Source organism: Marinomonas sp. PE14-40 (assembly GCF_051623805.1).
Lineage (GTDB): Bacteria > Pseudomonadota > Gammaproteobacteria > Pseudomonadales > Marinomonadaceae > Marinomonas.
The window spans coordinates 533,728-553,481 of record NZ_CP130700.1 but is presented as its reverse complement, the minus strand read 5'-3'; the positions used below and the strand labels follow the sequence as shown (position 1 = coordinate 553,481).

Annotated in this window: 22 protein-coding genes; 10 read left to right on the top strand and 12 right to left on the bottom strand. The window is 39.5% G+C overall.

Translation table 11 applies throughout. The features are described 5' to 3' along the window. Nucleotides 1-550: 550 nt before the first annotated feature. Entirely contained in the window at nucleotides 551-1,372 is an 822-nt protein-coding gene (locus tag Q0A08_RS02615) for a helix-turn-helix domain-containing protein (protein WP_438464635.1), read from the bottom strand. A 216-nt stretch (nucleotides 1,373-1,588) separates the two neighbouring features. On the opposite strand from Q0A08_RS02615, the gene Q0A08_RS02610 reads away from it, so the two are divergent. After that, the gene (locus tag Q0A08_RS02610) at nucleotides 1,589-2,023 is read left to right on the top strand and encodes a carboxymuconolactone decarboxylase family protein (protein ID WP_438464633.1); all 435 of its coding nucleotides are present in this window, start codon (nucleotides 1,589-1,591) and stop codon (nucleotides 2,021-2,023) included. Between the two features lie 137 nt (nucleotides 2,024-2,160). Here the strand turns inward: Q0A08_RS02610 and Q0A08_RS02605 are convergent, their stop codons facing one another. Then, nucleotides 2,161-3,030: an alpha/beta fold hydrolase gene (locus tag Q0A08_RS02605; RefSeq protein WP_438464631.1), complete on the bottom strand. Its 870-nt coding sequence runs from the start codon at nucleotides 3,028-3,030 to the stop codon at nucleotides 2,161-2,163. 394 nt (nucleotides 3,031-3,424) lie between these two features. On the opposite strand from Q0A08_RS02605, the gene Q0A08_RS02600 reads away from it, so the two are divergent. Then, nucleotides 3,425-3,619, top strand: a complete 195-nt coding sequence (locus tag Q0A08_RS02600; RefSeq protein ID WP_438464629.1) for a DUF6435 family protein — start codon at nucleotides 3,425-3,427, stop codon at nucleotides 3,617-3,619. Between the two features lie 116 nt (nucleotides 3,620-3,735). Here the strand turns inward: Q0A08_RS02600 and Q0A08_RS02595 are convergent, their stop codons facing one another. After that, on the bottom strand, nucleotides 3,736-4,344 hold the full coding sequence (locus Q0A08_RS02595; protein WP_438464628.1) for a short chain dehydrogenase: 609 nt from the start codon (nucleotides 4,342-4,344) through the stop codon (nucleotides 3,736-3,738). A 157-nt stretch (nucleotides 4,345-4,501) separates the two neighbouring features. On the opposite strand from Q0A08_RS02595, the gene Q0A08_RS02590 reads away from it, so the two are divergent. Beyond that, the gene (locus Q0A08_RS02590) at nucleotides 4,502-5,401 is read left to right on the top strand and encodes a LysR family transcriptional regulator (protein ID WP_438464626.1); all 900 of its coding nucleotides are present in this window, start codon (nucleotides 4,502-4,504) and stop codon (nucleotides 5,399-5,401) included. Here Q0A08_RS02590 and Q0A08_RS02585 read toward each other — a convergent pair whose 3' ends face one another. The 6 genes from Q0A08_RS02585 to nfsA form a co-directional block, all read right to left on the bottom strand. Further along, nucleotides 5,402-5,788, bottom strand: coding sequence for a DUF1761 domain-containing protein (locus Q0A08_RS02585; protein ID WP_438464625.1), 387 nt, complete (start codon nucleotides 5,786-5,788; stop codon nucleotides 5,402-5,404). 61 nt (nucleotides 5,789-5,849) lie between these two features. Beyond that, the gene (locus tag Q0A08_RS02580) at nucleotides 5,850-6,269 is read right to left on the bottom strand and encodes an SRPBCC family protein (RefSeq protein ID WP_438464623.1); all 420 of its coding nucleotides are present in this window, start codon (nucleotides 6,267-6,269) and stop codon (nucleotides 5,850-5,852) included. A 3-nt stretch (nucleotides 6,270-6,272) separates the two neighbouring features. After that, a complete protein-coding gene (locus Q0A08_RS02575) occupies nucleotides 6,273-6,647 on the bottom strand; it encodes an ArsR/SmtB family transcription factor (RefSeq protein WP_438464622.1) in 375 nt (124 codons plus the stop codon). 226 nt (nucleotides 6,648-6,873) lie between these two features. Next, nucleotides 6,874-7,458 carry an NAD(P)H-dependent oxidoreductase gene (locus Q0A08_RS02570; RefSeq protein ID WP_438464620.1) on the bottom strand — a complete coding sequence of 195 codons (585 nt, stop codon included), beginning with the start codon at nucleotides 7,456-7,458 and terminating at the stop codon, nucleotides 6,874-6,876. 151 nt (nucleotides 7,459-7,609) lie between these two features. Continuing rightward, nucleotides 7,610-8,479 carry an RluA family pseudouridine synthase gene (locus Q0A08_RS02565; RefSeq protein ID WP_438464618.1) on the bottom strand — a complete coding sequence of 290 codons (870 nt, stop codon included), beginning with the start codon at nucleotides 8,477-8,479 and terminating at the stop codon, nucleotides 7,610-7,612. 148 nt (nucleotides 8,480-8,627) lie between these two features. Further along, nucleotides 8,628-9,353, bottom strand: a complete 726-nt coding sequence (nfsA, locus tag Q0A08_RS02560; protein ID WP_438464617.1) for an oxygen-insensitive NADPH nitroreductase — start codon at nucleotides 9,351-9,353, stop codon at nucleotides 8,628-8,630. Between the two features lie 295 nt (nucleotides 9,354-9,648). On the opposite strand from nfsA, the gene Q0A08_RS02555 reads away from it, so the two are divergent. From Q0A08_RS02555 to Q0A08_RS02540, 4 genes are all read left to right on the top strand, one after another. Further along, nucleotides 9,649-10,851, top strand: a complete 1,203-nt coding sequence (locus Q0A08_RS02555; RefSeq protein ID WP_438464616.1) for a linear amide C-N hydrolase — start codon at nucleotides 9,649-9,651, stop codon at nucleotides 10,849-10,851. Nucleotides 10,852-11,198: 347 nt separating this feature from the next. Continuing rightward, nucleotides 11,199-12,782 (top strand): BCCT family transporter, encoded by a 1,584-nt coding sequence (locus Q0A08_RS02550; RefSeq protein ID WP_438464615.1) that lies wholly within the window; start codon nucleotides 11,199-11,201, stop codon nucleotides 12,780-12,782. Between the two features lie 86 nt (nucleotides 12,783-12,868). Further along, nucleotides 12,869-13,987 (top strand): mandelate racemase/muconate lactonizing enzyme family protein, encoded by a 1,119-nt coding sequence (locus tag Q0A08_RS02545; protein WP_438464613.1) that lies wholly within the window; start codon nucleotides 12,869-12,871, stop codon nucleotides 13,985-13,987. A 3-nt stretch (nucleotides 13,988-13,990) separates the two neighbouring features. Continuing rightward, the gene (locus Q0A08_RS02540) at nucleotides 13,991-15,121 is read left to right on the top strand and encodes a mandelate racemase/muconate lactonizing enzyme family protein (protein WP_438464611.1); all 1,131 of its coding nucleotides are present in this window, start codon (nucleotides 13,991-13,993) and stop codon (nucleotides 15,119-15,121) included. 49 nt (nucleotides 15,122-15,170) lie between these two features. Here Q0A08_RS02540 and Q0A08_RS02535 read toward each other — a convergent pair whose 3' ends face one another. Together Q0A08_RS02535 and Q0A08_RS02530 are read right to left on the bottom strand one after the other, a co-directional pair. Further along, nucleotides 15,171-15,815 (bottom strand): GntR family transcriptional regulator, encoded by a 645-nt coding sequence (locus tag Q0A08_RS02535; protein WP_438464610.1) that lies wholly within the window; start codon nucleotides 15,813-15,815, stop codon nucleotides 15,171-15,173. Between the two features lie 175 nt (nucleotides 15,816-15,990). Further along, a complete protein-coding gene (locus Q0A08_RS02530; RefSeq protein WP_438464608.1) occupies nucleotides 15,991-16,935 on the bottom strand; it encodes a cupin domain-containing protein in 945 nt (314 codons plus the stop codon). Between the two features lie 179 nt (nucleotides 16,936-17,114). Between Q0A08_RS02530 and Q0A08_RS02525 the strand changes: the two genes are divergently transcribed. Both Q0A08_RS02525 and Q0A08_RS02520 read left to right on the top strand, forming a co-directional pair. Then, nucleotides 17,115-17,642 carry a DUF4142 domain-containing protein gene (locus tag Q0A08_RS02525; protein ID WP_438464606.1) on the top strand — a complete coding sequence of 176 codons (528 nt, stop codon included), beginning with the start codon at nucleotides 17,115-17,117 and terminating at the stop codon, nucleotides 17,640-17,642. Further along, on the top strand, nucleotides 17,642-17,989 hold the full coding sequence (locus Q0A08_RS02520; protein WP_438464605.1) for a plastocyanin/azurin family copper-binding protein: 348 nt from the start codon (nucleotides 17,642-17,644) through the stop codon (nucleotides 17,987-17,989). Before Q0A08_RS02525 ends, Q0A08_RS02520 begins: the two co-directional genes overlap by 1 nt. A gap of 36 nt (nucleotides 17,990-18,025) precedes the next feature. Here Q0A08_RS02520 and Q0A08_RS02515 read toward each other — a convergent pair whose 3' ends face one another. Beyond that, nucleotides 18,026-18,436 carry a VF530 family DNA-binding protein gene (locus tag Q0A08_RS02515; RefSeq protein WP_438464604.1) on the bottom strand — a complete coding sequence of 137 codons (411 nt, stop codon included), beginning with the start codon at nucleotides 18,434-18,436 and terminating at the stop codon, nucleotides 18,026-18,028. A 310-nt stretch (nucleotides 18,437-18,746) separates the two neighbouring features. On the opposite strand from Q0A08_RS02515, the gene Q0A08_RS02510 reads away from it, so the two are divergent. Continuing rightward, nucleotides 18,747-19,721: a DUF2860 family protein gene (locus Q0A08_RS02510; RefSeq protein ID WP_438464602.1), complete on the top strand. Its 975-nt coding sequence runs from the start codon at nucleotides 18,747-18,749 to the stop codon at nucleotides 19,719-19,721. Nucleotides 19,722-19,754 lie beyond the last annotated feature (33 nt).

Genomic DNA, 19,754 nt, shown 5'->3' with positions numbered 1-19,754 from the left:
GAAGAATGCTTAATTGAACTATTTATTAACTTGAAAGCGCCAATCCATTAGTAAGTGATCCAGTGTTTAACACGCATTAATGGGACTACTTAACGAGACAGCCATTCTAAAAGAGATCAAACACAACATCACCTGAACACCACTCACTTCGTATTTTTTAACATTTTATGATTGAAAAATAGGACAGCTTCTAAAAATTAAAGGTTAACTTTAAAAAGTTCTATAAAGATTTTCATATTTGAGACGACAGAAGCTCTCGCGTTAACGATATTAAAGTTTAATTAAAATAGAGCTGAATTTAGTAAGCTAAACCTAAGGAAGAAGCCGTTTACAAGCCGCTAATCCCGATCGTCGTTGCAACTGCGTATGTTCACAATACTCAGCTAAATAAGCTTCTGAGCCAACTGCCGCTTTAAAGTGTTTCTCAAAGCTGGTTGTGACTTCTATCCATTGCTCAGATGTGAGGTTAATTAGCTGGAGTATAGGAGCAAGCGAGATATCTAAAAACTCTTTTTTATCTGGCCTTATTCAAGCCCTTACCCCAAGGGTTTTATTTATAAAACTGCATTTGACGTTCTTTATGGCGAGCAAGGTATTCCTTTGGGGTTATGCCTATGCTTTTTTTAAACTCATTATTAAAGTGTGCTTGATCGTGAAAGCCCGATATTAATGCGATATCGGCAAAAGATGAGGTATCTAACTGTTTTAATGCCGTTCGAGTGTGATGTAAGCGAATAAGGCGTGAATACTTTTTCGGCGACAGGCCAACTTGATCCCGAAATAAGCGTTCTAACTGCCGCTCACTCATATTTATCTGGCTTGCAATAATAGGGATAGGCGCTTGCCCCCGACTCCTTTCAATTAAAGCGATGGCCCTTGGTAGGATAGGATGCCTGATATCGAGTCCAGGAGCAGAGCCTAGCAACTTGGCTTCTAAATAGCTGACTTTATCATCTATTCTTGGGTAAGAGCCAAGGTGTTCATGTAGCTCATGCATGTTCAGAAGACTGAGTTGAGACGTATTAATCATCTCTATAATGGGTCTATTAAAAATGCGGCTCGCACCACCTGGACGAAACAAAATCCCAAACAAATGAAGCTTTCCGGTTAACACTAACTGGCGTGACACAGGATGAATCTCTTCCATGATAATTGGATTTGAGTCTCCTTGGTTGTCAAATTGCAACGCATCTTCCCAATTAAAAATAGTGCTTAAAGCGCCATAGGAATGCATAAATTCTTGTCGAGTTTGAACCAGTTTATGGTCCGTACGTATTTGCCAGAACCATTTAATATAAGGCTGCAAAGCGGGAGACGGCATTCTGCGTTCAAATCCGACCCAAGCTAAATGTTGAGTATCCGTTTTATCCATCTCTTTTATCCACCGCCTTTAGACATGTCGAAAAAATACAATACCTATCCAAGTTTGATATTTATCTTAAGCAAGTCATGAGGAGCTGTATATTTTAGCCCGTTTAACCAACTAGTTTCGAAAAACACGGCACTTAAATGTATCAGTACTCATTCCAGAAATTCATTTTAATTTTCTTATCTTCTAATCAAAGTTCAGATAATAAGTGAGGCACTTATGGCTATAAATTACAGAACCATCAACAAGCAAGCGATACAAAAAATTATTTCTGTTAGTCAACACACTCGGTCTATTTCTCCTCACCTCAAAGCCTTAGTGGAGTTAAGGGTATCTCAAATTAATGGTTGTGCTTTTTGCGTCAACTTACATACCACTCAAGCAAGAGAGCATGGGGTAGGAAGCCAATTATTAGATTGCCTTACCGTCTGGCATGAATGCCAACTCTTTAGCAAACAAGATATGGCAGCGCTTAGTTGGGCGGAAAGTGTGACCCAGATTGCAAGCGAGAAGCATATTGAAGACAAGCTAGAAACGTTATTAACGCATTTTAATGAAACTGAAGCCGTTGATTTAACTATTATTATTGCTTTAATGAATAGCTTAAACCGGATCGCCATCAGCTTTGGAGATAAGCCATTACCTAGGACTTAATCTTTTAGTTTAACTTGGGAAATGAGCTTCCTCTTAATCACCGCTTATTCAGTTTATACCTAGTTGCCAAGATCAAAAAATAAAGTAGCGGATCTAGGAAGAAGCTCAAAGTAAATGTTATAAAAACCAATTACTCATTAAAGCCCATTAAGAAACATATCTAATTCATAGTTAAACTCATTCGGTCGCTCCCAAAACATCATATGTTTTCCCATATATACCGCGGTTGCTGATGGCGTATTAGCTTTAATCCATTGATCAGCCACCTCTTTCATTTCCTCTCTCACAATATATAAAAGGGGTATTTTTCCCTCTAGAGCGATTAGATCATCACGATAATCTAGGTAAAAACCAGTAGCATTTGTGATGGAAGCAACACTACTTGATGTCTGATTTGCTATACCTTTAAGCCAATTAACATTGGCTGCATCCGGAGATTCAAGCATCCATTCAATAAAAGAATTGATAACTTCTTCACGATTTTCAATGATTCCCTCAGTAAAAAACCGTGAATAGCCATCCGCATCATCGTTTAAATACCAGACCCACTCATCATAGGTTGCACCTGCAATATCAGGCCCTGTATCTATCATAATCATGGCTTTGATTTTGTCTGAACCAAACTGATTTAGATAAGCAAGTTGTTCAGTCACCCCATATGACCAGCCAGCTAAAATCACATTATCTAATTCCAATACTTCAATAAAACGTGCAAGGTCTCGCGCATGCTGTTGGTAGGTATGCCCTTCTAACGTTTTAGTCGATCTGCCTTGCCCTCGAGGATCGTAAGTCAAAACTTGATACTGGGTTGAGCCATCAAAATGCTTAAGCTGATAGCTAAAGACTTCGGTAGACATCATCCAGCCTGGGATAAAAATAATACTAATATCACCTTGCCCAGCTTCTTCATAATATAAACTTACGTTTTCATCTAGCTGGACTTCTTTAGCCCAAAGATTACCAAACCAACTACTAATACATAATAATATTAAAAAGCGTACCCACATCTTATCTCTCCTCTTTTTACACCTGATTCATCTGAACGCAGTTTAAAAATCATGAAAGAGTGAGTCTTGTAAATTTCCGACATAGAAAAGAAAATCAATCTTAGGGTTTAATGGAAAAGCAAAAGATAAATAGACTCTTTTCAAGAGCCTGTTGCTTAGTAACATTGAGCAATAAAGCCTGTTACCTTCCACAACATGCAGGCCAACAACGAGTACAAATAGTCCATACTAGCTATTTAATCAGACACCTAGTTTCAATATAGAAGCGCACCACTCACTTCGTTTTTTGAACCTTTTATGATTAAGAAACAAGCTTCATCGTACAAAAATATATTTCATAAATTGAGAACCAAAACAGGTTAGCTAACGTATTAATAGAACAAGATTAAATCAGATGAAGGCTATTAATATGTTCTCACTCTTTAAACGTGACCCGCTGAAAAAACTAAATAAAGACTATGACAACAAACTAGAAGAAGCCTTTTTAGCTCAAAGGAATGGGGATATAAGGGCTTATGCAGACTTGACGAATGAAGCTGAAATGATAAAAAAAGAAATTGAAGTGATAGAAACTTCAACACCAAAATAATAGATGGTTTTACTAAAACTAGACATACTTTAAACACTTCTAAAACTTTTAACAACAACCAACTGCCAAGGTTAAAAAGCAGCTGGTTATTGTTAGACTCGGTAGTTCAACCAAGCTTAAGCATCAACGTAAAGTACTTCCCCTGTAATAAAGCTATCTACGGATCGCTCAAAAGCTTTGCCTACTAGGCTGCTAGGAACTGGCTCGAAACCAGGCATCATTTCGCCATATACATCCCATGCTTCTGTTAATACGGTTGGGTTAACCACATTGATACGGATATTATTAGCAAGTTCATAAGCAACACATTTAACAAAGGTATCTATCGCGCCACTGGTTGTGGCATCTGCGATGGCATAGGGAATAGGCCTTACATTAAGAATGCCGCTTATTAGGGTAAAGGAGCCCCCTTCTGCAATATAATTTTGCCCTATTCTAACGAGGTTAATTTGCCCCATCATTTTACTCATCACAGTTGTCATCCATTGTGACTCTGTCATTTCAGTAAACTCAGCATATTCACAATGCCCTACTGTATTAACAACCGCATCAAAGTGCCCTACTTTTTGGTAGAGTGCCTTGATTGATTCTTCGCTGGTGATATCCACTTGGTAATCAACATCCACACCAGAGCGACTTGCAGTCACGACATCATGCTTACCAAGACCCATCATGGCAGCTTGACCCATTTTCCCATTTGCACCAATTAAAATAACGCGTTTCATTTGTTGACCTCATTCATTTCTAAAGTTGCGACTCATGTCAGTTCGATGGAGGTCATCTTAAGAAAAGCCTTAAACAATTTGAAACAGAAGTCATTTGTTTCTATTACAAATATTTTTGGTAATGTATATTAAGCCTACTTAATAAAGGGTGGGAATAATGAGTAAACTGGATCGCTTAGACATAAAGCAGCTACGTATCTTTCAGGCTCTTATGCGAGAGAAGAATGCGTCAAAAGTGGCGGATCAAATAGGCCTGACGCAGCAAGCCGTCAGCGAACAGTTAAAGAAGCTTAGAGACGTATTCGAAGATAGACTTTTTATCCGCAAAGCCAACGGTTTTATTGCAACACCCTTTGCAGAGAGTTTGTCGATAAAGGTGGACTCCATCTTAACTGAGTTTCAGGGTTTAGTTAGCCAAACCCATTTTGACCCTAAGACGTGTCACGATACTTTTGTCATCGCCGCGACAGACTATGCTCAACAAATCGTGCTACCAGAGTTAATTTCTCAATTAAGGACTTTGGCCCCTCATTTAAAATTAATTATCCGCGACTTTGAAATAGATAAACTCAATGAATTGATGGAAAAAGGTAAGGTTAACCTTGCCATCGCCTTTCCCGATTTTATACCTGAAACATACCCGCTCATCACCTTATATGAAGAGCAGCATGTGTGCGTTACTTCTCCTAACTCAAGCATTCTTGAGCAAGAAGTAAGTCTGGAAAGCATTGCGGCTTTCCCAAACATTATTGCCTCTCCTTCTCGACCGAATTTTAAAGGCTCTATCGATGATTGGTTTAAAGGCTTTGGATTAACCCGTAACGTGATGATCTCTGCACCGTGTTTTTCAGTCGTTCCCATGTATTTGAAGAGTTGTGATTCAATTGCATTTTTACCGGCTAAAGCGATAGAAGACTTAGACCTAGTGACTATCCCTTTAAATAAGTCACCAGACAGCTTTGATGTAATTGCCGCTTGGCACCCGAGATACAATGATGATGCCTTATTAAACTGGATAACATCCTTGTTAAAACAGCAATATTTAGCAGGCTTATAATCAGAAAACACCTTGGCACACTATCATGATAAGGGTCATAGTGAAGATATAGCCTGCTTCTACCAAGATGGCATATTTGCTTTTTTGACAGAACAAACCACTAGCTGCTTGCAAGCAAATAAAGGCGAACATGATGAGTAAAATAGTCAATAAGGCATTAGATACTGCCGTTATACCAACTAACCATGCCAGCATAAAGGTTCCGCTGGCTTGAAGCACCATACTTAAAGGCGCTGGCTTGGTGTCTTCATTCATTTCGACACCCACTCCAAGCGCCCATTTTTTGCCAAAAAGCTTGGGGCTATACCAGAGCCAGCCCAATAAGAAGGATAGGAAAAAGCCAATAACCACAGCTAACCAGTTTACCCCTTGAGTTAACTCACCCATGATATTCTCCTAAATGTTATGCGACTTAGATTGTGTCATGTAAAAGCACGCGGTTTCATTTTTATGACAAAGCACGAGGTAAATTTGCCAAGCAGCCCAACCAACCTTCATTGTGTTTATCGCAGTACTCTTGCTCTTGAAACTCAGTATGAATCAGTTCTAGTTTAGATTTGTTATCAGTAAGGGCAGTAAACAGCACAGTTACCCTTGTGGTATGAGGGCTTGATTCCCATTGCCAACTGAATACCAGTTTTTCTGGTTTAGCAATTTCCTTATATTCACCTCCTACGATAAATTGCTCCCCTTCTTGGTTTTGCATCACAAACCGATAAGCACCACCGACTTTAAAGTCCACACTCGCTTCTGGTACCGTCATGTTACCCGGCGCAAACCATTGGCTGATTACCTCTGGTGTTGTCCATGCATTAAACAAGGTTTCAACTGAGGCATTAAATTCCTGCGTAATATTTAAGCTATACATCGTTTACTCCTCTGGGGGTTCAATTAAGTTGGCAAGTTTGTCCATGCGGTTATGCCAAAAATTTCGATAAATACTGATCCAATCCAATGCCCCTGTTAGTTGCTCAGGCACTAAAGACAAATAATGCGTTCGCCCTTCTACTCGCCTTTGAACTATCTTGGCCTTCTCTAGCATTTTGATGTGTTTAGAGACAGCTTGAAGAGAAACATCAAACTCTGCGGCTATGTCTGACACTGGCATTTCGCCTGATGTCAGCATATGCACTATCTTGCGTCGACTGACATCGGCAAGTGCCATAAAAACTAAATCTAACGGGTCACTTTTCAAATTTGGCAAAGGGTTAATCTCATTGAATTTTTTTGTTGCTGTGTTTTGCATTTGATTGATTGCTCAAGAATAGAAGCAAGCGTTAGAAGAAGTATAAGCTTAAATATTTTATATTCAACCAAAAGGTTGAATATAAAATCTATCAATTAGAAATGTGTATAAACATCATTAAGTTAGCTTGAAAAATAATGCTTAGATAAGGCTGGATGAAATAAAAAAAGAAAGATAAAGGCGTAGGTTAGCGCTTAAGTTAACCTACGCCTTTAATGAAATGAGTTTAGATAAGCTTCTTTCCTAGATCGCTAACTTGCGCCAGCCATTGCGCTTTCTGAGAATCATCAGACATGATAACAGAACCAAATAAACTCGTTCTCACCGGCGATACGCCACAAAACTCCAGTGTATATTTGCTTAATTGTCCTAAAACAGGCGCGGCTTGATCCTCTACAAACTCCTCTGGCATATCCATGGTTAATAGAATACGGGCCGTTTTACCCTTCATGAGTTGCACAGGATTTGGGTCATCCCCTTCAAATTTAAAGGTCACACCTGGGATAAATGCTCTATCGATAAGGCCTTTCATTTTCGCAGGAAGTCCACCCCACCAAGTGGAAGACACAATGACAATATGGTCAGCCCACATAAGTGACTCTTGAAACTCAACTATACAAGGCTCTAATTGTTGAATTTCATCATACCCTTGCTCTAGACTTGGATTAAACACCATATCCGCTAAGTTGAAACGACGTACCTGAGCAGTTTCCCTTGCTTCAATTTCATAGGTATCGGCAAGCGAGTGACTTAAACTTTTTTGCTTTTGTGAGGATTTTGGATTGCCATTTAAAATCAGAACATTTGACATAGTTAGCGTCTCTTATTGAATGAAAAATAAGAGTGTAAAGTCTTCCCCTAGGGGGAGAGTCAAGGGTTACAAGTGAGTATTTGAAAATCTAAAAAAGAGCTCGATGCCTGAATGCTTTTTTAAATCTTATTCAAATTGCTATTAAGAAGCACTATGTGAGTTTAGCCGCAACTGCCTTGAGGTTAGGTCTTAGTGTTTCATCAAGTTTAAAAGAGCGCGCCTCGCCTGTTAATGGACAAGTGAAATCTAACGTCACTGCACACAGTTGAAGATTTAGATCATCAGCATATTGTTGGCTTTTATCGCCATGAAGCCTATCAGCGACAACAGGCAAGCCAATGCCAGCGGCATGTAATCTTATCTGATGTTTTCTACCTGAATCGATTTTTACATCAATAAGAGAGAGATTTGCATTTCTATCATGTTCTAGACAATTAAAGGTACTTTTAGCACTTTTTCCATCAATTTCTTGCGTAATAACTTCTGGTTGATCATGCTCACCGTGATTGCCATGAACAATAATTTGATAATGCTTTTCTAACGCGTGCTGCTCAAACATGCCTGATAATGCGCGAGCTGCCGCTTTTGTATGGGCGATAATAATTAAACCTGTCGCCGCCCTATCAAGCCTGTGTACGATAAAGACAGGTCTTTCTGGCGTTAAGTGAGTTTGAGCCCAGCGACTAATGGTGGTGTGATCACTCCACTTTGAACCTTGAGATAACATGCCGTAGGGCTTGTACCAAACACTATAGCTTTCTAAATCAGCCACCAGCTTAGCTTCAGGAACAATTTGATCTAACACTTTAGGGTTATAATAAAAGTGTAATTCTTCGCCGGCTTTTAATGGTTTTTTCACTCGCCTTAATCGCTGAACCTGTTTACCACGCCCTATCCATAAAGCCCCTTTAGCAATAGCGCTTTTAATTTCAGCAGCAGATAAATCGCAACTATCACTGAGGAAAGAAAGAATGCTCGATTCTGAATTATCGACTTTAATATGACGTTCGAAAGAGTCCAAGGTTTGAAAGATCCTGATTTATAAAGGTGAGACGTATACGCGGGCGCAATCTTAACATCAAATTATTAACGCTAACTAGCCATGTGTAACTAACAGCGTTAAACAGTTGAAGCCCTATTTAAGCGGCTTCAACCCAGCAATTTAGCTTTTAACGCGTACTAAAACCTTTGCCATTAATGAAGTCTTTCATATAAGGGCGAGACTCTTTAGTCAATGTGGCACTGATTTGTTCAGACCATGACATCTCTTTATTCCCACCTGTGCGATTTCGATAATACTCTCGAATATGCCTATCGTACTCATCCAAAATCGGTTTATCTAATGTTGTCTGATAAGTATCTTGATGAACAACAAGAGATAGCGGCAATCTAGGTTTTTTCTCAGGATCTTGATCTGGGTAACCTAAACACAAACCAAACAAGGGAATGACATTATCTGGCATAGTTAACAACTCAGAAACAGCCGCTGGTTTATTTCGAATACCACCAATATAAACACCACCTAGCCCAAGAGATTCAGCTGCTAAAAGGGCATTTTGAGCCATCAAAGCCGCATCAATAGAGCCAATCAAGGTTTGCTCGGTAAACCCTAATTGCGCCTCTGGTTGAATTTGTTTATGACGATTAAAATCCGCACAAAAAACAAAAAATTCAGCGGCTGATGCTACATAAGATTGCCCCCCAGCGAGCGCAGCCAATGTTTCACGTTTGTCTTGCTGTGTCACCCTTACAATGCTGACACACTGGATAAAACTTGAGGTAGAAGCAGCTATAGCACAATCTAATATGGCTTTAAGCTGATCTTCTTCAATCTTTTGCTCAGTGAATTTTCGTATAGAACGATGCGCAAGTATGGTGTCAATCGTGTGGTTCATAATTGTCCTTAAAAAGTATGCATTAAAAGCATGAGCGAATTCTTATTTAACAAGAGTCAAAATAGATAAGTCTGGTCATTTATCGCTTTATCAAGGCATTAATTTTTTCAATCAGCAAACAAAATTTTATGAAGTAGCCAAACATGCCCTCTCAGCTTAATTGGGATAAATAAATTCGATCCCCGTGTAATGCTGTGTAATTTTCCTAAAAGTATCTTCAATCTACTTTTGTTTAGCACCGTAACAACTAAGAAAACAGTTAGGGCAAACAAAAACTAAAGATAAGGAATTCATCATGTGTACTGACTTTTCAATCAAGGCTAATAACGGGGATATTATCATTGGACGCTCAATGGAATTAGGTATTGAGCTTGATTCAGAGTTATTTTTTCGCTCTCCTCATTATGAATATGATCAATGCTTAAGCAAAAATGAGCTGACGGTATTGAAAGCTCAAGAAGGTTTAAAACTAAAAAGCCTTAATGAAATTCCAGCGCCTGAAAACATGCATACTTGGCAAGGTAAATACGGTTTTATGGCAATGAATGCTTTTCATTGTGACATAGTGGCAGCAAACGGTATGAATACCGAAGGTCTTACTACTGGTACCATGGTACTTGCCCTTAGCCAATACCAAGCGGCACCAAAATTTGATGGTAAACCAGATGGCAGAAATGCCATTTATTACCCTTTTCTTTCCACTTGGATTCTCTCTAACTGCCAAGACTGTCAAGATGTCATTGATGGCTTAACGGTTGATGAGCTCACCCTAGCGCCCGGCTCGACTCTCACTCTGGCTTCTCAAAACGCTGTAAAAGACAAACTAATCGTCATTGACCCTTTTGACGAGATAAACCCCGCTTTTAAGTTCCATTTTCCTGTGCAAGATGCCAAAGGAAATAGCATTGTGCTTGAATTTGTTGATGGGAAATTACACATTTCTGATATGAAACCAATTGGTGTTTTAACGAATGACCCTGTCATCGCATGGCAACAAGCAAATGTGCTTAATAACTACGCCTTTATTAACCCTGTTAATTTAGGCCTTCAAGGCAACAATTTCTCTAATCAGTTAATAGGTCAAGGATCAGGGTTTAATGGATTACCGGGGAGTTCAACACCCATTGACCGCTTTGTACGAGCTTCGATGATGACAAACTATGCTTACTCTGTTGCTGATGGCATTGAAGCGACAAATCTCGCTTTTCATATACTCAACACGGTTGATATTCCAAAAGGTACTAGCCGTGAATCTCTAGAACCTGAAACAGGAAAAGGTGAGCCGATTAGTGATTACCCTCAATGGATTACCGCATGCGATTTGACCAATCGAATTTTTAACATTCGTATGTATCAATCACCCAGTGTCTATAGCATCGATTTAAACGAATTAGCCAAGAACGAAGGACTATACGCCCTTGATAAAACCCATTACCCACTTCCAGTGGATAAAAAAGTAATTCCTATTACTGATTTGGTTAAAGCATCAATACAATAGCCGTTACAAGCAACAAACTAAGACCAAATCGATCCAGATCGATTTGGTCTTTTTATCCCTTTCTAATGCAATTACAGCCCTAAACTAACTCAAAAATCACTATTTTCAGTTAATTTCGTTACTTCAATTTCTGCTAAAAAACCACCCTATTTTCAAATAAATTCATGTTTTATTAGCCGTTTTGCTTATTTAAAAGGGTTAATTGCTACCTAAAACTCAATCAAATTGTAGATTGTCCTACAATTAACACTGTGATATTGTGCGCCAAATCACTTCGACTCAAACAAAAAGACTAGGGGTGACACTGCTTTTTCTTAAACGTTTCTAACAATAAAAAAGGTATTTAAATGAGAGTTCGTACTGATTGGATAACCTTCAGCACAACTTTGGTTGTGTTGCTGGGTATGTGTATCCCCCTAATTTTTATGCAAGAAGAGGCCAGTAGTTTTATTAACGCTGCCTTCTCACTTATGACATCACACTTTGGTGTTCTGTATCTTTGGGGCGGTATTGGCGCGGTTGGCTTGCTACTTTGGTTAGCAATGAGTCGTTTCGGCCAAGTAAAATTAGGCAGATCTGACGAAGCCCAAGAGTTTACTAACTTTAGCTGGGCTGGCATGTTGTTTTGCGCAGGTATTGGTTCTGGCATTCTCTATTGGGGAGCGATCGAATGGGCCTACTATCTTCAATCTCCTCCTCTTGGAATAAAAGCGGGAACCAGTGAAGCGGCTGAATGGGCTGCTACTTATGGCATGTTCCATTGGGGGATCACCGCATGGGCTTTTTATGGTGTTCCTGCCATCCCTCTTGCCTATCTTTATCATGTACGTAAGCAACCTGAGTTAAAACTAAGTGCCGCTTGTGAAGGCGTTATTGGTAAACATGCCCATGGTCCTTTAGGTAAAGTCATAGACATTCTCTTTATGTTTGGCCTACTTGGTGGTGTTGGTACGAGTTTAGGCTTAGGTACACCTATGGTTGCTGCTGGCTTGAGTGAAATTTTCGGGATTGAAAATAGTTTTAGTTTAAGTGTTTTTGTCATGTTGCTTTGTACTGCTATTTTCGCAGTCAGTGCTTATTCAGGCCTTAAAAAGGGCATCAAGGTACTTAGTGATATTAATGTTTGGTTAGCTATTGCCCTACTGGCTTTCATTTTAATCGTTGGTCCAACTCTTTTCATTATTAAAACCACAACTAACGGCTTGGGTTTGATGTTTCAGAACTTCATACAGATGAATTTCTGGACAGATCCTATCTCAAATTCTGGTTTCCCTGAAAGTTGGACAATCTTTTACTGGGCTTGGTGGATAGCTTATGGTCCATTTATGGGCTTATTTGTCGCTAAAATCTCTCGTGGACGCACCATCAGACAAGTCATTGTCGGCATGCTCGTTTTTGGAAGTTTAGGATGCTGGGCTTATTTTGGCGTACTTGGTAACTATGCCATGTTCCTTGAATTGAATGACTTACTTTCTGTTACCAGCCTGCTTAACAATGAAGGGGCTCCGACAGCTATCATAGCAATTATAAAGTCATTACCTCTTTCAACCTTAGTTCTACCTCTATTCTGTGTATTAGCCTTGATCTTTTTGGCGACTCAATTTGATTCAGCGGCATACATAATGGCAGCGGTTGCCAGTGTTGAGCTTAAAGAAGAGCAACACCCTGCTCGCTGGCACCGTATGTTTTGGGCATTTGCACTTGCGGCTTTACCTTTAAGCCTCATGTTTGCTGGTGGATTAAAAGCATTGCAGACCGCAGCAATTACCCTTGCATTACCTCAATTGTTTATCACGGCGATCATGGCAGTGTCATTGTTACGCTGGCTTCATCAAGATGAGAAAGCAAGCTTAAAGCTCGCGGCCAAGACTCAAGAGAATGAAAGTAATTTTAATCACCTTGGAGATATAGACCCTGTAATCTCAAAATAAAGCCGCTATTTTCATTTACCTTAACTCAACAAGTAGCACTCACATTCACTTGTTGAGTTATCGCTTTTACATAGTAGAAAACATTCATGAAAGATATTGTCATTGAACGCGCAGAAGTATTTACGCTAGGCCCAGATGTTACTCGTTTCAGATTGACTGGAGATATGGGTGAAGTTTATGAAACCCTCACTCTAGTCAGATTACACTCCTCATGTGGATTAGAAGGCATAGCGGGTGTAACGACTTATTCAGAGCATTGTTTTGATGAAGCCTTAGGTTTGGCGATTAAGCCCCTTTTACCTGAAGTTCTCGGTAAGAATGTCAATCAACCTGAGATAATATTCAAACATTTAATGAGCCGCTATAACAGCATGGCGCCCAAGCCACAGTCTGCAATTGATATCGCCTTGTGGGATCTCAAGGCTAAGGCTGAAGGCAAACCACTTTATCAAGTACTTGGCGGTAACCGTGATTCAATTCGCTCTTATGCGAGCACGCCTTTCTTTGATACTAATGCTGAATATATAAACTTTGTAAATGAGTTAATAACGTTAGGCTTTAATACGGTTAAATTTCATACTTGGTGTGAACTTGATAAAGACCTTTCACTTCTTGATGAGATTGAAAAGGCCTTTGGAAACCAGATCGATTTTATGATCGACCTTGAAGAAAGATACGACTTAGAAGATGCTAAAATCATTGCCAAAAGATTAGAGAGTATGAACTGTATTTGGCTAGAAGCACCGCTTTTAGACACAGATATAAAAGGCTATTCAAGATTACGCGAAAATACGAGTGTCCCCATTTTACCTGCAGGTAATACCTTACTAACCCCTGGTTTAATGCAACAAGCAATAGAACAAAACGCGTGGGATGCGCTAAGGACAGACGTCACTTATGCCGGTGGCTTTAGTGGCTGTCGCCCTATTGCTGAACTCGCTAACGTTAATCAGCTTCCCCTTGAATTACAATCTTGGGGTTATACACTCACTCAAGCTGCAAATTTGCACATGATGCTTTCAATTCAAAATTCAGTCTATTTTGAGCAAGCCATGCCCTATGCCAGTCACGAAGCCCTATGCAATACACCAATACGAACAGAAGCTGGCATAGTTAAAGCATCAGAAAAACCAGGTTTAGGCGTAGAAATGAATTGGGACAAAATGAAAACACAAACACTTTGGCATTATGAGATTGGAGCTTAATCCATGCAAATAACAGATATCGAAGTGATAGAGTTACGAGTTCCACACCATAGGGAGCTTGACCTAGATCCAACTAACAATGGCTGCCTTATCAAAGTACATACTGATATTGGGATATCTGGCATTTCAGAGGTCGACAGCTTGCCCTCTGTTATTAAAGCGATTATTGATGCGCCACCGAGAATAAAAACACTGATGGGCCTTAAGTCGATTCTTATTGGCGAAGATCCAAGAAACATTCAGCATTTATGGCAAAAAATGTATCACCACACTAGCTATTGTGGCCGTCGTGGTATCGTCATGCACGCAATTAGCGGCGTAGATATCGCCCTTTGGGATTTACTTGGCAAGATAGAGAATAAGTCAGTGGCAGAGCTATTGGGCCAGCCTAAGCGATCAAAACTAGCGGCTTATACTACTGTTTACCCCCTTGGTAGAAACTTAGATGAATTACATAAAGGGCTGGATCTTGCGCTTAAATACCCTGTAAAAGCGCTCAAATTAGCTATCGACCCTTTTTGGCGTGATGAGCCTGAGTTAGCGATAAAGCTACTCAAAGGCGCTAGATCCTATGTGGGTGATGAAATTGAACTCATGCTGGATGCAACCGCATCCTTTAGCCATCATTCTCAATTTGATCCACTCGTTAACGCACTTAAAACAACAGGCATTACTTGGTTAGAAGCACCTTTCCCCTTAGACCAAATTAATCAATACAAAGCCGTTCAAAGGCTTGGCATTCCTGTTGGTGCGGGAGATACAGGCCTAACAGCACCAGAAGAGTGGCGACCTTATTTTTCAAAGGGGAAAATTGATATAGCCCAGCCCGATATTAGTTGGGTCGGAGGTTTTACAGGGTTATTAGAGGTGGCTAAGCTGGCAAAACAATATGATTGTCGTCTTATTCCTCACGGTTGGAATACTGACCTCACCCTCGCTGCTAATCTGCATTTTCTGTCAGTGCAGGATGCGAGTGAATATGCAGAGTTTTCGACTTCAAGCTCACCCTTGCGTTGGTTACTTGCTAAGAATGGCCCCAAAATTGATCAAGATGGCATGATCAAAGTACCTAATGGTGTCGGTCTAGGGATAGATCTCGATAACGACATTATTGAGACTTACCGAATCAATTAAACATTAGACGCCGATATTGAAAAAAGTCAGCATAGAAGATGAGTTAACATCAAAAGTCTAACTCTTCTTCAAACCCTGTAATGTTTTTTACGGCTTCTTCTTCCGCTCTATTTCCGTCTCCATTGCAAATGGCGTCGACTAAATCCTGATGGCTAACACCCACTTTTTTTGGATCAAAAACCCGGTTTGCAGCGGTAATATAAACAAGAAATTGATTTTCAATGAGACGGTATTGATGGGCGAGGCGCTTATGATTGGAAAGCTCTACGATTGTCTTATGTAGCTTCAAATCAGCATAGGTAATGGCTTTGAGATCATCCCCTTCACACAGTTTAAGAAGGTTTTGATAAACTGACGTTAGTTTTTCTATCCCATCTTTATCAATGCTTTCAGCGGCTAACTTTGCAGCCATTCCTTCAAAGGTGGATCTTAGGGTATAGAGTTCCCAAATATCTTGTGACTCTAACTTAGTCACAGACCAGCCTGCATAGGGAACTTGAGTGACAAGCCCTTCATTCCCCAAGCTATGTAAAGCCGTACGTATTGTCCCCCGAGAAAGATCGTATTCTTTCGCCAGAGTCGTTTCTACTAAGCGAGTACCAGGTGTTAAGTCACCATTAATAATATCTTGTCGCAATAGATCAGCAGCCTGATCATCTAAACTACGCTTATTGATTACTAACGATTTTTTCATGTAAAAGCGTATCCATTTGTACAATTGACCGACAATTATACATAAGATTTGCGCCAATCAAAGCAACTAAAGTAGGGTCACTCTATTTTTAAAATGAGTTTGATCGTTATTCTTTATAATAAAGAAGTCACCTAACTCAACATCATACTCATTGGAAATAAATGAAATACCAGCCTTAATTTTCTACTCTTTTTAATCGTCTATAAGCTGCTGGAGCAATCGAAAAGTGTTTTTTAAATACCCTTCCAAATGCCGCTTCAGATTGATATCCCACGCTTTCAGCAACATCAATCATGCTAGTATTGGCTTCCAATAAACGCTGTTGAGCTAGCTGCATACGCCACTGTGTAATATAGGCATTTGGGCTAACACCAAGGTAGTTAATAAAACGGTTTAGTAACGCTGTTCTAGACAGCCCTGCAATACTCGATAGTTCGACTAATGCCCATGAATGTTGTGGTGTTTGATGAATGGCTTGCAGCACTTTTCTAATAGCTGGATCTGAAAAGCCTGCAAGCGCAGTCCCTGCATGACTGTTCGATTCGAGGTAATTCCGTATCAATTGGGTATATATGATCTCAGACATTTTCAAAGCAATCAGATCACTTCCCATATTATCCTGCCCTGCTTCAGCACCAATCACCTTAAGGGTACTTTCCATCCAGTTACCGGCTGCTTCACCATAGTTTTTAACATGGATATATGATGGTAAAGCATCGATCAAAGGATGTTTGGCATCTTTGTCGAAAGCAAAGTGACCACATATTAATTGTGTTTCGTGATTTGTACCTTGCTCACCGTAAACGAGTGCCCCTTTTCCAGTAAATCCAGAATCAGCAATTACTTTATCTAACTGTACTGCTTGGTTTTCAGTTGATGGATCACAAAACAAGGTATGAGAAGCCCCTCTTGTGATCAAAATTAAATCACCTTGATCGAGTAACACAGGGTCCTCATCGTGATTAATTCTTACCAGACAGCGCCCTCTGTGAGCAAAATGGAAACGCGACACATCATCGAATGAAGGGACTTTTACACTCCACGGCGAAGTAAAAGAGGTGCGAAAATATAACGTTCCACTTAGTTTCAACTGAGATAAGATATCGCTCAAAATGTCCATGCAAGTCTCCTTAGTAACTAGCTTTACGATAACAGCATAGAACCTAAAAAACTTATTAATGTACTAATGATCAATTTTTAAGCTTTTTTGATCATTAATAATTTTCATAATTCCACTTAAATTAAGTTATTGGTTTTTCTCTATAAACCATAAATTAAATAATATTTGAGGAATTGAAGATGAAAATTAAATATATACCTTTCTTTTTTGCGATGATTTTTGCTTTAAATACGAGTCAAGCAATGGCTAACGACCCTGCAGATTTAAATGATTTAGAAATTGCTCACGTTGCATACATCGCTGACAATATTGATATTCGTTATGCACATCTTGCACTGGCGATATCAACGAACCCAGAGATTCATGCTTTTGCAAAAACCATGATTCGAGACCATACCGCAGTCAATGAACAAGCATTAGCCTTGCTCAAAAAACTAAAAGCACAGCCTCAAGACAATTTTTTAAGTAGAGCATTAAACAAAAATGCCGAAAAACTCATTAATGAGATGAGCCAACTTCGTGGCATTGAATTTGATAAACGCTATGCAGCAAATGAGCTGGCCTACCATAAAGCAGTTAATGACTTAGTCGAGAATGCTTTTATACCTAATATTGAAAATGCAGAGGTGAAAGCATTATTTGAAGCAGGTTTACAAATTTTTAAAGCACATGAGGGGCATGCAGAACATATGGTTGGAGCACTTTGATGTTAAGTCGTTTAGCAAGACAAGTCACCATGCTATCAATATATGTATGGATTATGTTCGCTTCACTTACCACTTCTATCTCACATGCAGGAACAGTCCATCAGGTTGAAATTTATCAGTTCAAGTTTGTACCTGATGTAGTTGATATAGAAGTTGGTGATTCAATTGTTTGGACAAATAAAGATATCGTTCCTCACACTGCAACAGCGTTAGATAAGAGCTGGGATACAGGAGAAATTTTAACAGGAGAAAGTAAATCAGTTTCTTTTCATACTGAAGCAGACCTAGCCTACTATTGCTTCTATCATCCAACAATGAAAGCCAGCATTCGACTCCTTACCAATTAAGTTTGGTAAGGAGTTTCAATTAAAAGCTTAAGTTATCTATCTCTCATTACGTTTATAATTTTGTATACGACCACGTTTTTTCTTAGCCTCATAATTAGCCGCTGCGGTCTCTCGCATTTCTTCGACTAATTCGACTGTAAGAGGTATAGGCTCTTTTGGCAGTACACCATCAGCAAAGCCACGTTCTCTGGGCTTTAGCTCATATTGATAAGCACTTGCTTTTGGCATTCGCTTAAATTTATAGAGGTAAAAGTTTTCTACTTTTTCGCTGGCCCATTCTGTCTTTTTTAAGAATTTATGACAGGATTCAATGCTCGGGTTGTGGTAAAAACAATCTAAACGCAAAGCCGCATCTAAAACATCCCAGCCATAAAAGTCCACCAGCTCGGTTATCATGGTTTTCAATTTGAGGCCATGTAATGGGTTGTTTTGTTGTTCTTCAATCATGTGTGTTCCAGTTACCAAAAAAGTTATTAAGACAATTGAGCCTTTCTTAAGTAAAACCTGACTTAAATAGAGGCATTCATCTTATGTATTTGGCTATTGTAACAAGTATCTTTTCCTTAATCTGACATTAACTCAATTATTTATAAATATCTGAAAAACAGCTATTTTATAAGGCTTTTATGCTTATCAGTCACCATCTTAATTTTGTCAGTATTCACCCAACTTTTTGTCAATTATCAACTTTCTAATTCACCCCTAATTCACCCTTGAGCCATCAAACTCTGGTTTAAAACTAACCTAAAGGTGAAAAATGAAAAACTATCTTATCCCCCTAGTCTGTCTTCCCCTTACTAGCTTCGCTTATGCAGGCCCAGGTGATGACCCGTTTGAACAGCAAGGCTTCAGTGGCTCTGTTAGCCTTTTTGCCGGATTTAGCAGTGGCAAAAGCAATCTTGATACCGAAACTAAAACCAAGACAGGCAGCTTAAATACCGAAGGCAGCTCTGAGTCTGATGCGTTAATTTTGCCATTAGGCGAAGTGAGCTACACCTTTGGAACACAAAAAGTATTCTTAGGTATGGGCGAGTCTGATGCGGTTGATGCAGCATTAGAGCTTGGTTACGGCTTTCAACTGGCTGACCAGTCTGCATTGATGTTTTCTTATTTATTACCCGTTCTTGATGGTGAAGCTTGGGCAGACCCTTACCTAGTAAATACAGCAAGAACTGAAACGGATGTCACAACCAATGGTTATCGTCTGCAATACCTAAACATGCTTAACATTGGCATAGATGCAGACCTTGTCTACTACGAGACAGATGTTGATAACGAACTCTCTGGCTCTACTTACTCAACAAGCGCTCAATCACTATTAAAGCGTGATGGTGATGGTATTTATGCCAGCCTTTCAACTGGCCTACCTATTAGCCAAACCACTTTTCTTATGCCATCTATCCATCTTGATCAGTTTTCGGCAGATGGTGATGCCATGTCTTACACAGCATATGGATTTGGCTTAATGTTATTAAACAAGTTTGGCGAACATGCTGTGTCTTTAGGGTATGACTACTCTAGTGCTGAGTATGACAAAACTAACCCTATTTTTAATCAAACCCAAGAAGATACCAGTTCTAGCATTAGCCTTGGCTATAGCAAAGAAAACCTAATGGGTAACCAGAATTTAGAACTAAAAGTGATGGTTAGCTATGATGAAGTCGATTCGAATATCGATTTCTATAATGAAAGTGGTTATATGATTGGCGTTGGCACAAGCTACGCATTTTAATCCGGTTACTTATCAAACAGGTTACTGAGATTG

Coding starts and splice junctions, on each gene's coding strand:
- Q0A08_RS02615 (WP_438464635.1), bottom strand. CDS start 1,372: ATGGATAAAACGGATACTCAACATTTAGCTTGGGTCGGATTTGAACGC.
- Q0A08_RS02610 (WP_438464633.1), top strand. CDS start 1,589: ATGGCTATAAATTACAGAACCATCAACAAGCAAGCGATACAAAAAATT.
- Q0A08_RS02605 (WP_438464631.1), bottom strand. CDS start 3,030: ATGTGGGTACGCTTTTTAATATTATTATGTATTAGTAGTTGGTTTGGT.
- Q0A08_RS02600 (WP_438464629.1), top strand. CDS start 3,425: ATGAAGGCTATTAATATGTTCTCACTCTTTAAACGTGACCCGCTGAAA.
- Q0A08_RS02595 (WP_438464628.1), bottom strand. CDS start 4,344: ATGAAACGCGTTATTTTAATTGGTGCAAATGGGAAAATGGGTCAAGCT.
- Q0A08_RS02590 (WP_438464626.1), top strand. CDS start 4,502: ATGAGTAAACTGGATCGCTTAGACATAAAGCAGCTACGTATCTTTCAG.
- Q0A08_RS02585 (WP_438464625.1), bottom strand. CDS start 5,788: ATGGGTGAGTTAACTCAAGGGGTAAACTGGTTAGCTGTGGTTATTGGC.
- Q0A08_RS02580 (WP_438464623.1), bottom strand. CDS start 6,269: ATGTATAGCTTAAATATTACGCAGGAATTTAATGCCTCAGTTGAAACC.
- Q0A08_RS02575 (WP_438464622.1), bottom strand. CDS start 6,647: ATGCAAAACACAGCAACAAAAAAATTCAATGAGATTAACCCTTTGCCA.
- Q0A08_RS02570 (WP_438464620.1), bottom strand. CDS start 7,458: ATGTCAAATGTTCTGATTTTAAATGGCAATCCAAAATCCTCACAAAAG.
- nfsA (WP_438464617.1), bottom strand. CDS start 9,353: ATGAACCACACGATTGACACCATACTTGCGCATCGTTCTATACGAAAA.
- Q0A08_RS02555 (WP_438464616.1), top strand. CDS start 9,649: ATGTGTACTGACTTTTCAATCAAGGCTAATAACGGGGATATTATCATT.
- Q0A08_RS02550 (WP_438464615.1), top strand. CDS start 11,199: ATGAGAGTTCGTACTGATTGGATAACCTTCAGCACAACTTTGGTTGTG.
- Q0A08_RS02545 (WP_438464613.1), top strand. CDS start 12,869: ATGAAAGATATTGTCATTGAACGCGCAGAAGTATTTACGCTAGGCCCA.
- Q0A08_RS02540 (WP_438464611.1), top strand. CDS start 13,991: ATGCAAATAACAGATATCGAAGTGATAGAGTTACGAGTTCCACACCAT.
- Q0A08_RS02535 (WP_438464610.1), bottom strand. CDS start 15,815: ATGAAAAAATCGTTAGTAATCAATAAGCGTAGTTTAGATGATCAGGCT.
- Q0A08_RS02530 (WP_438464608.1), bottom strand. CDS start 16,935: ATGGACATTTTGAGCGATATCTTATCTCAGTTGAAACTAAGTGGAACG.
- Q0A08_RS02525 (WP_438464606.1), top strand. CDS start 17,115: ATGAAAATTAAATATATACCTTTCTTTTTTGCGATGATTTTTGCTTTA.
- Q0A08_RS02520 (WP_438464605.1), top strand. CDS start 17,642: ATGTTAAGTCGTTTAGCAAGACAAGTCACCATGCTATCAATATATGTA.
- Q0A08_RS02515 (WP_438464604.1), bottom strand. CDS start 18,436: ATGATTGAAGAACAACAAAACAACCCATTACATGGCCTCAAATTGAAA.
- Q0A08_RS02510 (WP_438464602.1), top strand. CDS start 18,747: ATGAAAAACTATCTTATCCCCCTAGTCTGTCTTCCCCTTACTAGCTTC.